The sequence below is a fragment of the Saccharobesus litoralis genome (assembly GCF_003063625.1).
Taxonomy (GTDB): domain Bacteria; phylum Pseudomonadota; class Gammaproteobacteria; order Enterobacterales; family Alteromonadaceae; genus Saccharobesus; species Saccharobesus litoralis.
In genome coordinates this window covers 3,690,013-3,705,558 of sequence record NZ_CP026604.1, presented here as the reverse complement: position 1 = coordinate 3,705,558, position 15,546 = coordinate 3,690,013, and the positions used below count along the sequence as shown (strand labels likewise).

At 40.6% G+C, this 15,546-nt stretch carries 11 protein-coding genes; 3 read left to right on the top strand and 8 right to left on the bottom strand.

Translation table 11 applies throughout. The annotated features are described in order from the left end of the window. The first annotated feature begins 55 nt into the window (after nt 1-55). Nucleotides 56-1,078, top strand: coding sequence for an ATP-dependent 6-phosphofructokinase (locus C2869_RS13270; protein ID WP_108603398.1), 1,023 nt, complete (start codon nt 56-58; stop codon nt 1,076-1,078). Between the two features lie 265 nt (nt 1,079-1,343). On the opposite strand, the gene C2869_RS13265 is transcribed toward C2869_RS13270, so the two are convergent. Both C2869_RS13265 and C2869_RS13260 read right to left on the bottom strand, forming a co-directional pair. Next, complete coding sequence (locus C2869_RS13265; RefSeq protein ID WP_108603397.1) at nt 1,344-2,831, bottom strand: methyl-accepting chemotaxis protein; 1,488 nt, start codon at nt 2,829-2,831, stop codon at nt 1,344-1,346. 478 nt (nt 2,832-3,309) lie between these two features. After that, on the bottom strand, nt 3,310-5,415 hold the full coding sequence (locus tag C2869_RS13260) for an NADPH-dependent 2,4-dienoyl-CoA reductase (protein WP_108603396.1): 2,106 nt from the start codon (nt 5,413-5,415) through the stop codon (nt 3,310-3,312). 185 nt (nt 5,416-5,600) lie between these two features. On the opposite strand from C2869_RS13260, the gene sppA reads away from it, so the two are divergent. Beyond that, entirely contained in the window at nt 5,601-7,466 is a 1,866-nt protein-coding gene (gene sppA / locus C2869_RS13255; RefSeq protein ID WP_108603395.1) for a signal peptide peptidase SppA, read from the top strand. A 240-nt stretch (nt 7,467-7,706) separates the two neighbouring features. Here the strand turns inward: sppA and C2869_RS13250 are convergent, their stop codons facing one another. The 6 genes from C2869_RS13250 to thrS form a co-directional block, all read right to left on the bottom strand. Then, nucleotides 7,707-10,031: an acyl-CoA dehydrogenase gene (locus tag C2869_RS13250; protein WP_108603394.1), complete on the bottom strand. Its 2,325-nt coding sequence runs from the start codon at nt 10,029-10,031 to the stop codon at nt 7,707-7,709. Beyond that, nucleotides 10,028-10,684: a TetR/AcrR family transcriptional regulator gene (locus C2869_RS13245; RefSeq protein ID WP_108603393.1), complete on the bottom strand. Its 657-nt coding sequence runs from the start codon at nt 10,682-10,684 to the stop codon at nt 10,028-10,030. The genes C2869_RS13250 and C2869_RS13245 overlap by 4 nt, the downstream gene beginning before the upstream one ends. 570 nt (nt 10,685-11,254) lie before the next feature. Further along, nucleotides 11,255-11,608 (bottom strand): 50S ribosomal protein L20, encoded by a 354-nt coding sequence (gene rplT / locus C2869_RS13240; RefSeq protein ID WP_108603392.1) that lies wholly within the window; start codon nt 11,606-11,608, stop codon nt 11,255-11,257. A 15-nt stretch (nt 11,609-11,623) separates the two neighbouring features. After that, nucleotides 11,624-11,821, bottom strand: coding sequence for a 50S ribosomal protein L35 (gene rpmI, locus C2869_RS13235; RefSeq protein ID WP_108605052.1), 198 nt, complete (start codon nt 11,819-11,821; stop codon nt 11,624-11,626). Between the two features lie 101 nt (nt 11,822-11,922). Further along, nucleotides 11,923-12,477 carry a translation initiation factor IF-3 gene (gene infC / locus C2869_RS13230; RefSeq protein ID WP_108603391.1) on the bottom strand — a complete coding sequence of 185 codons (555 nt, stop codon included), beginning with the start codon at nt 12,475-12,477 and terminating at the stop codon, nt 11,923-11,925. 4 nt (nt 12,478-12,481) lie between these two features. Next, a complete protein-coding gene (gene thrS, locus C2869_RS13225; RefSeq protein WP_108603390.1) occupies nt 12,482-14,395 on the bottom strand; it encodes a threonine--tRNA ligase in 1,914 nt (637 codons plus the stop codon). A 282-nt stretch (nt 14,396-14,677) separates the two neighbouring features. Between thrS and C2869_RS13220 the strand changes: the two genes are divergently transcribed. Beyond that, a complete protein-coding gene (locus C2869_RS13220) occupies nt 14,678-15,541 on the top strand; it encodes a fructosamine kinase family protein (RefSeq protein WP_108603389.1) in 864 nt (287 codons plus the stop codon). Nucleotides 15,542-15,546 lie beyond the last annotated feature (5 nt).

Genomic DNA, 15,546 nt, shown 5'->3' with positions numbered 1-15,546 from the left:
GTTGATATCTTAGCTAAACTTTGCCCATAAACACGTTTAAAAATTTGAGAACGATATGAAACGAATTGCAGTTCTGACAAGTGGTGGCGATGCGCCTGGTATGAATGCCTGTATACGATCTGTCGTTTTGACAGCGCTACACTTTGGCTATCAAGTTTATGGTTTTCGCCACGGCTACAACGGCTTAGTGGATAACGAAATTGAGTTACTGACAATGCAACAGGTGCGACATATTATTCAAAAAGGTGGCACCCTATTAAAAAGTGCAAGGTGCAGCAAGTTTAAAACAGAGTCTGGTATCAAATTGGCCGCCAAGCATTTAGATGCAGCTGAGATTGATGCGCTTATCGTGATCGGTGGTGATGGCTCACTACGCGGCATGATGCACTTATCTAAATATTGGCAAGGACAGCTCATTGGCATACCTGGGACGATTGACAATGATTTATCTGGTTCTGACAACACGATTGGCTTTCAAACCGCGACCGAAACCGTAATAGATGCAATAGATAAGCTACGCGACACCGCTGACGCATTTGAACGTATATTTATGGTAGAAGTGATGGGGCGTGATGCGGGCTTTATCGCCTTATCCTCAGGCATAGCCTCAGGTGCTGAACAAATTATTTATCCCGAAGGTTTAAAGGACATTCATCAAGAACTCGATTGCATTATTCAGCATGTTGAATCCGCTCGAAAACTACATGGCCGTTCTAGCTATATCATAGTGATTTCAGAAAATCTCTGGCCGGGCGGCGCGTATGATTTATCTCAAGTACTAACAGAACAAATAGGGATTGAATGCCGCCCCGTGATTTTAGGCCATATTCAACGTGGAGGATGTCCAAATGGCTTTGACCGAATATTAGCAACAAAGCTAGGTGTATTCGCGGTAGAAGCGATAAAAAATGGCCATTCGTTAATGATGGTAGGTGAAATAAGCAACGAGCTTACGCTAACCGCGATTAGTGATTGTGTTAATAATAAAAAACCGGTAGATAAAAAACTAAGTGACATTCAAGCTAAAGTATTTGACAGTGTTGAAATATTATCCAATTGCACTAAATCTACAATTTAATAGCGATTTTTAAGATAAGTAAAAGGTCGCTATTCAGTATTTCAAGCGAGTACTACCGACTGCCAATCATCTAAAATGAAAGTAGAAATTTAATGACGTATGCGATAGTTTGGCTTGGTTCGCAGGCTCTTCAAGTATAAATAATCGTCTAAAAAACAGTCAATTAAAGTAAATTAGTAAAACCAAATGCGTCGAGCACACAAAATTAGAACATAAAAAAACCGCGGTAAACGCGGTTTTTTTCGTTATTCTGTCGGTTAAATCATTAGAACTTAAACTGAGATATTTTCTCTGACAATTGTTTCTCAACTTTAACCATGGCATCACTGCTTTGTTCCATTTCTTGCGACTCAACAGCCAGTTGTTGTGCATCGTCACATAAGCTTTCCATAGTTGAAGTAACTTCACGAGTTAGGTTAGCCTGCTCTTCTGAGGCGCTAGCCACCTGAATAATCATGTCGTTAATTTGGCTCATTTGTTCAGATATTTCAATAAACGAACCTGAAGTCTTCTCTACAGAGTGAATAGTTTCGTTAACTAAACCTTTAGATTTATGCGTGGCTTCAAATGACGCTTCAGCTCGACCTTGTAGCGAAGAAATAATCGATTCGATTTCTTCAGTAGACTGACGCGTTTTATGTGCTAATGCTCTAACTTCATCGGCAACCACAGCGAAACCGCGACCTGACTCACCCGCTCGTGCAGCTTCAATGGCCGCGTTTAATGCAAGTAAGTTAGTTTGCTCTGCAATACCTTTAATTACATCTAATACGCTACCAATGTTATCACTTTCACTACGTAATTGAGTCGCAACCTCTGCAGTATTGTCTAACTCTGTTACTAACGAGCGAACTAATTCTAAGCTAGCTTCAACACCGGCCTTACTTTCACCAGCTGTATCATAGGCAGATTGGCTAGTCGCAGCGGTTAATTCGGCATTTTGTGCAATTTCAGAAGTGGCTTCACCTAACTGCTTCAAATAAATAAGAGATTGCTCGGTTTGCTCTTTTTGATGCTGAGTACTGGTTGATGTTGAATGACAAACATGACTCACTCGACCAGAAAGCTCAGCCAAGTTACTTGCACCACTGGCCACGTCAGACACAATCTCTTGCACGGTTTGAATGAAGGAGTTAAAGCTTTTCGCTAAAACACCAACCTCATCGTTCGAAGCTACCGGTACGCGCTGCGTTAAATCACCGCCACCCGCTGCAATATCAGATAAAATTCGCGATACATCTTCAACAGGCCCAACAACAATCTTTTTGATGACGAAAACCAATATCGCACTCAGTATTATCAGCGAAGCGATTAACGTAATGACTTTTTCCCAAGCTAATGCCCCTAAACGAGCCGATATTGCTTGGCGTGAATACCCGACTGTTATTGAGCCAATTTTCGCGCCATCTTCACCTTTTAGCTCTAACACTGCAGTAAAGTCAGTTTCCCCTTTATCAGTCGCCTTTGCTAATTCCTTACCTCGGTGATCTTTGACATCTATCGATGTGATCTCAGATAAAGGCGTATAAGCATCAATAATGCTTTGAATAAGCTTAAAGTCATATGAAAAAACTGGATCTTGTAAAATAACCAGTAGCTGCTTGTCTAACGATTTCTGCTTTTGCTCATAGGCTTCATTTTCAGAAGACTGGCTCGCAAAAAACGAAACAATTGAAATGATACCTAAGACCGCGGTTATGGTTATAACCAGCGAGACCATCACTTTGTTAGCAATTGAATTCGTCTTTATCATGTTACAAATTACCTTTACGTGTTATGTAGGTTAGGGTTAACCAAAGCAATCCACTACTTTGGTTCTTGTCCTTAAGAAGCGAGTGTAAAACTCAATTGTCCTGAGGACCGTTTATACAGCCCTAAATCATGTGTGTTGTTTATAACTACCCTGATTTTTAATATCGTTTAAACCAATACAAAAAACTAATGAGTTATACAAAAATGCTGATTATAAATTAACTGCGTTGCTCTATATGTAACCTGTGAAATAAAACATTATTCCAACAAGCCATTTACTTTATAGTGTACTAATTTTGTTATAAGTTTTCGTTTTCACTTATTACTCGCTTTTAAGTTTAACCCTAAATTTAAATAACGCTAAAACAAAAGACTATTTTTTTATTATTTTTTAAAGCACATCTACCGTGCAAACCACTGTTAATTAAATAAAAGTATTGTCTCTAGTGCAAGTAAATTTTACTTTTATACTGTAATAACTATATCTTTGTTGCGAGATCCGCGGCTTGTCTAATAGCTTTTTTTGCATCTAATTCACCCGCTTCAAATGCACCACCAAGCAAATGCACAACACAACCTTTTTTTAACATTTTTTCATACAAACCACGTTCAGATTCTTGTCCTGCACATACAACAATTGTATCAACTTCTAATCGGCATACTTGTTGATCAACAACATAATGTAACCCTTGATCGTCAATTTTTTTATACTCAACGCCCGAGAGCATGGTTACATCATATTGTTGTAACGTTTTTCTATGAACCCAACCGCTAGTTTTACCCAAATTTTTACCTAGCTTACCTGGTTTACGTTGTAGTAGGGTTATTTTCCTTTTTACCAAGGGTTTCTCTGCTGCAATTAAACCGCCTGGAGCCATTAGCTCGGTATCAACTCCCCATTGCTTGTACCAATGGTGTTGTAAAGTACCATCGCTAGTTTTATCGACAGGTTCTTCAAGCAAATATTCCGCAACATCGAATCCAATACCACCAGCGCCAATTATTGCAACATGACTACCAACCTTGACATGGTCACGTAAAACATCAACGTAACTGACAACACAAGGGTGATTAATTCCTTCAATGTTAGGCACTCTAGGTTTAATCCCTGTGGCAACTATGTACTCATCATACAAAGTTTGTTCATTTATCTCATTTTTACCGGAAACATTTTTTTCAATAGAACCTTCTTCTTTGAAAGAATTTGCAATCTCTGTGCCTAATGTAAAAGTCTCGTTTAATTTAATTTCTACCGAGTGCGCTTTTAGCATTTCTTTAAAGTACCTAAGGGTATGATTAAATTCACCTTTACCTGGAATTTGCTTAGCGTAGTTAAATTGCCCACCTAATTCATGACTCGCTTCATATAAAGTGACACGATGACCTTTTTGCGCTGCATATAAACTAAACGCCATCCCCGCTGGCCCACCACCAATAACGGCCAATTTTTTTGGTTTGTTAGTCGCTTGTATCGTCAATTCAGTTTCATAACAAGCAAAGGGATTAACCAAACAACTCGCACGCTTGCCTTGAAATACATGGTCTAGGCAAGCTTGATTGCACGCTATACAAGTATTAATTTGTTGAGCTTTGCCCTGTTCGGCTTTGTTTACCCACGCCGGATCAGCAAGAAAGGGTCTAGCCATACAAATAAGGTCCGCCTGTTGTTTTTGTAATATAGACTCGGCAACATCAGGCATATTGATTCGGTTAGTTGCAACTACGGGCACCGAACTGACTTGTTTAAGTTTTTCAGTAGCAAATACAAAAGCGGCTTTGGGTACCGAGGTAACTATGGTAGGTACTCGAGCCTCGTGCCAGCCTATTCCTGAATTAAAAATAGTGACGCCGGCTTTTTGTAATTGCCCCGCTAAATACTCAATATCCTGCCAAGTTTGTCCTTGTGTTACTAAATCAAGCAATGAAATTCGAAAGATAATAATAAAATCTTGTCCCACTTGTTTGCGCACAGCACGGACTAGTTCAACCGCAAAGCGGCAACGCCCTTCCCTTGAACCTCCCCATTTATCTGTCCGTTTGTTGGTCAACTCAGACAAAAATTGATTGATTAAGTATCCTTCGGAGCCCATTATTTCAACGCCATGAAAACCAGCTTGCTTTGCCAATAACGCAGACTTAGCAAACTGAGAAATCGTTTTCACAATTTGTCTTTCGGACAAAGCTTTGGGTTTAAATGGGGTAATGGGAGATTGGATTGCATTCGCTGAAACACTGAATGGATGATAAGCATAGCGTCCCGCGTGTAATAGCTGAAGACAAATTTTACAATCGTAATCTTCAACCGCTGTCACAAGTTTATTGTACTTTTTCCGCTGCCAACTAAAACTAAGTTGACTTGCAAAAGGCGATAAGCGACCTCTGAAATTGGGGCTAATTCCCCCAGTTATAATTAGACCCACTCCCCCTTTAGCTCGCTGTCGGTAAAATTCTGTTAGCTTATCAAACCCACCTTTTTCTTCTTCAAGTCCTGTATGCATTGACCCCATAATCACGCGATTTTTCAACTGGGTAAAACCTAAATCTAGCGGCTGAAATAAATTGGGGTAAAAAGAGTTTGTTGACATAATGCGCTCCAGTCTGGTCTGACCTCATTATTGTAGAACACAAGAGATATGTAAATATTTTGTAAAATACAATATTAAAAAACTCGGCTGTGCTTACTAATAATGGCGATAAAGCGGGGTTACGCTGCCTTTATTTCAGTGTAAACTGTGGCGTATCAATGAGTATAAAACGTTAGTTTATTTGTATGACGCAACGCAAATCAGGAATTGCCCGAGTTTTCTCTTCAATTTGGGATTTAATCAATGTAACGCGAAGAGTAATTATTAACCTTATTTTCTTTACCGTATTACTGGTTATTGTCGCCGCCATCTTGTCAGATGAAGATGAGATTACAATCCCTGTCGGATCTGCACTCGTATTGGATATTCGCGGCGATATTGTAGAACAATTACGAGCAGTTGATCCGGTTGAAGAATTTATGGCCGAAGCATCCGATTCAAACCGTAAAGACACGGAGACATTATTGACAGATGTCATTGAGGTGATAGACAACGCGACTCATGACAAGCGGATTAAGGCAATTGTATTACGCTTACAAGATATGCGCAGTGCCAGCATCAACAAACTCAAGCTGATTGGTAAAGCTCTGAATAAATTTTCAGCGGCTGATAAAAAAATCTATGCCATTGGCGATGTTTATACCCAAAACCAATACTACCTAGCAAGCTACGCGGATCACATTATGCTTGACCCTATGGGTATGGTTTTACTTGACGGTTTTGGTACTTACCCTACTTATTACAAATCAGCAATTGATAAATTAAAAATTACAGCCCATGTGTTTCGCGTCGGGACTTACAAATCAGCAGTTGAACCATTTTTACGTGATGATATGAGTCCAGCCGCAAAAGAAGCTAACAAAGCTTGGGTTGATACGCTATGGCGTTTATATAAGCAGGATGTAGCGCAACAACGTGAAATAGCCATCGAAAACTTTGATGAAACCTTAGACGCTTTCACCAATAAATTTGCAGCCGCTGGCGGTGACTTTGCTCAATATGCACTACAAAATGGCTGGGTTGATCAGTTAGCTGGGCGTCAAGAATACCGCAGCGTGATCGCAGAAACCGTGGGTTGGTCAAAAGATAAAAAGAGCTTTAAACAAATTCATTTTAAAGACTATCTTAAGGTCGTTAAGCCGCCCATTCCTCTGCCTGTATACTCAGAAAACCAAGTGGCTATCGTGGTAGCCAAAGGTACGATTCTGAATGGTCATCAAAAAGCCGGTGAGATTGGTGGCGATAGCACAGCTATGTTGCTACAAAAAGCCCGCTTAAATGATAAAGTTAAAGCGGTCGTATTGCGTATAGACAGCCCTGGCGGCAGTGCGTTTGCCAGCGAAGTGATCCGCAAAGAAATTGAACTACTAAAACAAGCTGGCAAACCAGTTGTAGCATCGATGAGTTCTATGGCGGCCTCTGGTGGTTATTGGATAGCCAGTAATGCTGATCAAATTTGGGCTGCTCCCACAACCATAACAGGCTCAATCGGCGTTTTTGGCTTATTTATGACCTTCGAAAATACCTTAGATTACTTAGGTATTCACGCTGATGGCGTAGGTAGTACCGAAATGGCTGGTATGAGTGTAGCTAAACCTCTTGATAAACGTTTAGCTAACGTAATTCAGATGAGTGTTGAAAAGTCTTATCAGCAATTTATAAGCTTAGTAGCAAATAGTCGTGAAATGTCCTTAGAGCAAGTAGACCAAGTCGCTCAAGGTCGCGTTTGGACGGGTTTACAAGCAAAAGAACTCGGCTTAGTTGATAAGCTGGGAGATTTTGAACAAGCTATTGAGGCGGCAGCCGAGCTCGCCAAATTAGATAACTATGAAACCTGGTTGGTAGAAAAAGAGCTAAGCCCACAAGAGGTGTTCATTAAACAATTATTAGGCAATGCTCAAGCATTCCTAGGTGATGCCAAGATTAATTTGCATAACGACAATAAGTTACTGGCAATGGCAGAAAAATTAGTCGGTGAATATAACGCAATTGCGCAACTCAATGATCCTCGTGGTTTATATGCCGTCTGCTTGGCTTGCCCGAAAAATTAAGCTCCCTTTACGAGTTAATTTGTACAAATAAAAAGCCAATCGAATACGATTGGCTTCTTATAGTCTTCTCGCTCAGATTTTATGGTTCATTGTCTGCGCTTACTCGCCCCAATCACATAATAGAGCATATGCTCATGGGGTCTCGAAGCTTGACGGCTTCCCCTAAAACCCGATCGCTTTGACTATACTATAAGATTTGGCAACAAGCAGGTTTGACAAAAAACACGCACCTAGGGCAACCTAAGCTGCACTCGCCTTTTCTTCATTGTGCTGTGCACCATGGCCTAATTCTTCAAACTTAAAACTATCCACCGCAATCGCTTTTTTGCGCAGTTCATCTGCGTGAGTAATTTGCTTAGCTTCATGCTCAGATAACACACCTTTGTCTAACGCTATCATTATAGCTTCATCTAACGGAATACGACGCGGTATGACACCTGATTTTTGTGCAGAAGTTAACTTAACTTCTATTTCTCGGCACTCCACCATGGCATGAAATGCTGCTTCCACAACACCAGTAGCATCGTCTTCTGATGTACCTAAATAGCAAAGATACGACACTCTATCCCGACTCTCGCCTGGTTTAAGCATATTTTTGCACAAGCTACGCGCAAGTCTGTCGTTAGGCATTTTATATGGATTACCTAGTGGGAATATCACTCGATGCAGTATATTAGTTAACCAACGCGGTCTAAAGTTTTGGAAATAACCTTCAAATGCAACACCCGCTTTATGCAAAGCTAACTGCACCGAATAATGCACGTAAGGTAAGTCTGTCAATTGACGCCCATCGGTTTCATAGCGTTTTAGTACGGCAGAGGCCAAATATAACTGACTTAAAACATCACCCAAACGTGCGGAAATCATTTCTTTGCGTTTTAAAGCGCCCCCCAGTACCAACAAAGATATATCGGTACACAAGGCCAATGCTCGGCTTAAACGCGTCAGCTGTTTGTAATAATTAGCGGTTTCGCCGGCAACTGGCGAATCAATAAAGCGTCCGCCAGTGAGGCCATAACCTAAACAGCCCGCAAAATTGCCCACCGCAAACTTAACGTGCTTAACTAGCAAGCTATCAAAATCAAGTAGTCCAGCAGCTTGATCTGGGTTAGCAGCTGCTTCCATTTCTTTAAAAACATACGGATGACAACGCGTTGCACCTTGACCAAATATCATCAAATTACGGGTTAAAATATTGGCGCCTTCAACCGTAATGGCAATCGGTACGCCTGCATATAAGTTAGCCAAATAATTATTTGGCCCCATTTGGATCGCTTTACCTGAGTGAATATCCATGGCGTCATTGATCACTTGACGACCCATTTCTGTCATATGGTATTTAGAAATAGCGGTAACTACAGACGGGCTATACCCCATATCAAGTGAGCTAATCGTAAATTTACGTGCCGCTTCTAACGTATACGCCAGTCCCCCTATTCTTGCTAACGACTCTTGTACCCCTTCAAATCGGCCAATTGATAAACCGAATTGTTTACGCACATAACTGTATGCGCTGGTCATGCGTACACTGACATGGCCAATGGCAGTTGCTAAAGCCGGCAACGAGATACCACGCCCCGCCGACAAACATTCAACCAACATGCGCCAACCTTTACCTGCGTAGTCAGCCCCGCCAATAATCCACTCTAAGGGAATAAATACATTCTCACCACTGGTTGTGCCATTCATAAATGCCAAACCCATTGGGTTATGGCGATCACCAATATTCACACCGGGGTGACTAGTTGGGATCAAGGCACAAGTAATGCCTATATCTTCTTTATCACCCAGTAAACCATCAGGATCTTGTAATTTAAATGCTAATCCCAAAACAGTCGCGACAGGAGCCAAGGTGATATAACGCTTGTTCCAAGTCAGGCTTATACCTAGCACTTCCTTGCCTTCATATTCGCCTTTACATACTATCCCTTTATCGGGAATAGCACCTGCATCTGATCCAGCTTCAGGTCCTGTTAATGCAAAGCAAGGAATGTCTTTACCATTTGATAAATTAGGTAGCCAAAAATCTTTTTGCTCCTGTGTACCATAATGCATAAGTAACTCGCCAGGACCAAGCGAGTTAGGTACCATTACCGTAACTGCTGCACTTAAACTGCGGGTAGCAATGCGGGTAACTACGTGTGAGTTAGCCGCTGAAGAAAACTCAAGTCCACCATATTGTTTGGGGATGATCATGGCAAAAAAGCCGTTAGATTTTAAATAATCCCAAACTGGCTCAGGTAAATTTTTTGTTTCATGGCAAATTTTGTAATCATCCAACATCGCCATTAAGGTTTCGAGTTGGGTGTCCATGAATTGTTGCTCGTCAGCACTTAGAGTGGCATCTTGATAAGCATGCAATTTTTGCCAATCTGGCTTACCGCGAAATAATTCGCCGTCCCACCATATATCCCCTGCTTCCATCGCTTCACGCTCTGTTGTCGATAAAGGAGGTAATATTTTTTTAAAAACCGAAAAAATAGGTCGAGTAATCAGTTGGCGACGTACATCAGCAACCAAAAGCACTGTCGCGATGACAGCAAAAGTTAATAGCAAAATTATCATACATTCACCTGTAAGTTAGATTGGCTGTCAGGAGCGGACATACCCGCCGCTAAAAAAGGGATGAGTTGTTTTATCAATTGTTCAGTTGAAACTTGCTGTTGAAAATCGACCTCGGCAATTTCAGCCAAAGCAGACTTAGACGTCATAGTAAAAACCACTGACCCCAGCGTGTAATGCAAACGCCAAAATATGGTTGGCTTGCTTACAGACGGCAAAGCGGTTTGCACTGACTCAATTAAAATAGGTAATAACTGACCGTAGTTTTCATGAAAAAAACGTCTTAAATGACCTTGAGACTCGCTATAACCGTGACCAACCAGCGACATAAATCGTTCAGTACCATTTTTTTTCAGATTATTCAGGCTTAATAAGGGTTCAATGAAAGCGTGAAATAAACAATCAACAGACACCTGACGCGATGCCTGCATTAATGCGGTTAAACTTTGGCAGACTTTGGGTACAAACTGACTGAAATATTGATCCAATACCGCTTGGATCAAGGTTTTTTTAGATCCAAAGTGATAATTAACAGCAGCTAAGTTCACTTCAGCTTTATTGGTGATTTCTCGTAATGATGTATTGTCGAACCCTTGCTCTGCAAATAACTGCTCAGCAGCTGCTAAAATTCGTTCTTTAGTAGCATGACGACTCACGGCCCAACCTCAAATTCAAACACATGTTTTAAATTTATGTTTAAAACATGTAAAAGTCAAACAAGCGTTTGAATTTAATATTCACCTATTTTTATTTAAACTTAACTCATTTTTATCTGAATTTAGGCGATTTTTTGAAAAACTCCCGATGAAAAATCAATAAAATGTAAATTAAAATTTACAAACAAGGCTATTTTCGACAACAAAATGGCTAAATTAAATAGGCTATGAATTGATTGCTAATATAGATTATTGATTAAAAAGAGGTTTTATTAAAATTACCGAAAATGAAGTCAATTTGAATTAATTTTGTACAAACTTGAACCTAGCTCTGACTAACAAGTCATAATTTTGTCTAAGATTAGGCAAGCAGTTGAGATCACTCTCCCCAAGTCAGGTGGTTTCATTCAAAAAATCTTGCAAGCCCAAGCAAACTCTTCCTTCCCATACTGTGCTTGGGCTTTTTTTTGCCTAATTATCTCTTAACTTATTAACTTAATTTATTTCAGGCATAAAAAAACCGCCTTGCTTACGCTTGGCGGTTTTTGTTTCGATAAATTCTAATTCAGCTTATAGTGCTGATTTAGCTTTCTCTACTAATGCAGTGAAAGTCGCTTTATCGAAAACAGCAATATCTGCAAGGATCTTACGATCGATTTCAACAGAAGCTTTTTTCAAGCCATTGATGAAACGGCTGTAAGATAAACCGTTTTGACGAGCTGCAGCGTTGATACGAGCAATCCATAATTGACGGAATTGACGTTTACGCTGACGACGGTCACGGTAAGCATATTGACCAGCTTTAGTTACTGCTTGAAAAGCAACACGATAAACACGACTACGCGCACCGTAATAACCTTTAGCTTGCTTTAATACTTTTTTGTGTGCTGCGCGAGCAACTACACCACGTTTTACTCTAGGCATTCTCAGTCTCCTTTATTACGCGTATGGCATCATGCGAACGATTAATGGAACATCGTTCTGGTGAACTTGTGTTTTAGCACGTAAATGACGCTTACGCTTAGAGCTCTTCTTCGTCAAGATATGACGTAAGTGAGACTGTTTGCACTTAAAACCGCCGTTACCGGTTTTTTTGAAGCGCTTTGCAGCACCTCTGTGAGTTTTCATTTTAGACATTTGCATGACTCCGCATTGTCAAGTTTACATTTAGCAGCAAGGTGAACAAAAACGCAGAGCCATTTACATGACTCTGCGTTATTATTACTTTAGGACCTGTACTACTTCTTAAGTGGGGCAATAACCATGATCATTTGACGGCCTTCAACTCTCCTAGGGAAAGATTCAACCGAGCCATATTCTTCTAAATCGGTTTTAATACGATTTAGTAAGTCAATAGCAATATCTTGGTGAGCCATTTCACGACCGCGGAAGCGGATTGTGACTTTAGCTTTATCGCCACCTTCTAAAAAGCGAATCAGGTTGCGCAGTTTTACCTGATAGTCGCCTATATCAGTTCCAGGTCGGAATTTAACTTCTTTAACCTGGATCTGCTTTTGCTTTTTCTTCTGCTCTTTAGCAGCTTTACTTTTCTCGTAGAGGAACTTTCCATAGTCCATAATTCGGCATACAGGAGGCGCAGCATTCGGACTAATTTCAACTAGATCCAATTTTGCAGCTTCAGCTTTCGCTAATGCGTCACGTAGACTAACAATACCGCACTGCTCACCATTCTGATCAGTTAAACGAACTTCAGTGCCTGTAATTTCTTCATTGATACGAGACTTATCTTGACTCGCTTTATTTCTGCCGCCTTTTATGGTCGATTCCTCCAGAGTTTTAAATACTACGCTTAGCTACTTCTTCGCTTAATTTGTTGATAATGTCATCAACAGGAAGTGTACCTAAATCGTCACCTTTGCGTGTTCTTACCGCGACTTGGCCTGATTCGACCTCTTTATCACCGATAACTAGCATATACGGAACACGCTTTAAAGTATGCTCGCGGATTTTAAAGCCGATCTTTTCATTTCGCAAGTCAGCGAAGGCTCTAATTCCATTATTTTTCAATTTATTTACAACTTCTTGCGCAAAATCGGCTTGTTTATCGGTAATATTGAGTACAACAGCCTGTTTTGGTGATAACCAAGTTGGTAAGATACCCGCGTATTCTTCAATCAAAATACCAATAAAGCGCTCTAGCGAGCCTAAAATAGCTCGATGGATCATAACTGGCGTTTTGCGATCATTGTCTTCAGCAACGTAAGTTGCCCCTAACCGACCAGGCATTGAAAAATCAACTTGGATTGTGCCACACTGCCATGCACGGCCTAAACAGTCGTGTAAGGTGAATTCAATTTTAGGCCCGTAAAACGCACCTTCTCCTGGTTGAAAATCAAAAGCCAACTCATTAACTTTTAATGCATCTTCTAAGGCTTTTTCCGCTTTATCCCAAATTTCATCAGAGCCTACTCGCTTTTCAGGACGCGTTGATAGCTTGATACTAATGTCTTCAAAGCCAAACGTTTTGTAACAATCGAATACCATTTGAATACATTGGGTCACTTCCTCTTGGATTTGCTCTTCCGTACAGAAAATATGAGCATCATCTTGAGTAAAGCCCCTAACACGCATCAAACCATGTAACGCACCAGAGGGCTCGTTACGGTGACAACAGCCAAATTCTGCCATACGTAAAGGTAAGTCACGATAGGATTTTAAGCCTTGGTTAAATATTTGCACATGTCCTGGGCAGTTCATTGGTTTAACCGCATATTCACGATTCTCTGATTGCGTCGTAAACATATTTTCTGCGTATTTATCCCAGTGACCTGATTTTTCCCACAAGGTGCGATCCATCATTAATGGACCACGGACTTCGTCGTAATCATACTCAGCGAGCTTTTGGCGTACGTACTTTTCAAGTTCAGTGTAAATTGTCCAGCCGTCGTTGTGCCAGAACACCATACCTGGCGCCTCTTCTTGCCAGTGGAATAAATCAAGCGCTTTACCCAATTTACGGTGATCACGCTTTTCTGCTTCTTCTAAGCGTTTTAAATAAGCTTTTAATTGTTTTTTATCAGCCCAAGCTGTGCCGTAAATACGCTGCAACATTTTGTTATCAGCATTACCACGCCAATAAGCGCCTGCCACTTTCATAATTTTAAAGTGCTGACAAAATTTCATGTTTGGTACGTGTGGACCACGACACATATCAATATATTCTTCGTGATGATATAAACCGGGTTTGTCATCACGAGCGATATTTTCATCAAGAATTTCTATTTTGTAGCTTTCACCGCGTGATTCAAATACATCACGCGCTTCTTGCCAAGACACTTTTTTCTTGACAACTTGGTAGCTAGTTTTAGCTAGCTCAAGCATACGCTTTTCAAGTTTTTCCAGATCTTCCTGACTTAAGGTGTGCTCCATATCAATGTCGTAATAAAAGCCATTGTCGATCGTAGGACCAATAGCCATTTTCGCATCAGGCCATAATTGCTTAACAGCATGACCAATTAAGTGGGCACAAGAGTGACGAATAATTTCGAGTCCATCTTCATCTTTAGCGGTAATCAACTCAAGAGAAGCATCTTCAGTAATAAGATCACATGCGTCGACTCGTTCACCATTAACACGACCAGCAATGGTCGCTTTGGCTAAACCTGGGCCAATATCAGCCGCAACATCATAAGGAGAAACAGGGTTGTCGAAAGTACGTTGACTACCGTCAGGAAGTGTAATTACAGGCATTTTTTTATCCTATTAACAGTGGTGACACCTACCAATGTGTCACTTGTATTTTTATGAAAATTTGATGAAACGCTCACTGATTAAACCGAAATGACATAATTAATTGAGGTTTCGTTAATACATTTGGCTGTTTTGCGCCAATTATAGGCTCTGCCGAGGTATATGCTTAAGCAAAGCGGCGCTAACTATACGCTAAAAAGCAAGGGATGCAAGCTTGCGCACTTGGCAATAGACGCCATAATTAATGTTACGGAACTGTCCCGTTATATAAGGCATGGGATCATGTGGAACGCAATAGAAAACAGCATAGCAAGTGCCCTAGGCTCAGGGGTGAAAATTTTATCTAAGACTCCTTTAACAGGTGGCGATATTCATCAAGCCTATAAAATCGAAACCTCCGATAAAACCCTATTTGTCAAAATTAACGATGCGGACAAAATTGAATTATTTTTAACCGAAGCAAACTCATTGCAACGCATCAGTAAAAGCCAAACCATTAAAGTCCCCGAGTTTATTGCCTGTGATCACAGCAAAAACTGTGCTTTCTTGTTACTTGAATACCTGCCTTTGCAAGATGATCTTGATGGCGGTTGGCAACACATGGGGGAGCGTTTAGCGGGCTTGCACCTATATCCCAGCCAGGAAATGTTCGGTTGGGATGAAGATAACTATATTGGTTTAACTAGCCAACCTAACGCATGGCATAAAAAGTGGCATCATTTTTTTGCAGAACAACGCATAGGTTTTCAGTTGGAATTATTACAAGAAAAAGGCATTCAATGGTTAGATATCAATGAATTTGTCGATATTACCAAGCGATTGTTGGCAACGCGTACGCCAATGGCATCTCTTATTCATGGCGATTTATGGCGTGGCAACCACGCATTCTCGAATGGCGTCCCCGTTATATTTGATCCAGCTTGCTATTATGCAGACTACGAAGCCGAACTAGCGATGACTGAGCTGTTTGGCTGTTTACCTCCAGAGTTCTATCAGGCCTATTACGCGATAACGCCAAAAGAAAATGGTTATACGGAACGTAAACAACTATATAATCTTTATCATATTCTCAATCATTGCAATTTATTTGGTGACAGTTACCTAGCTCAAGCCAAACACCTAACTCAACAAATAATTGCTTATTAATTAAT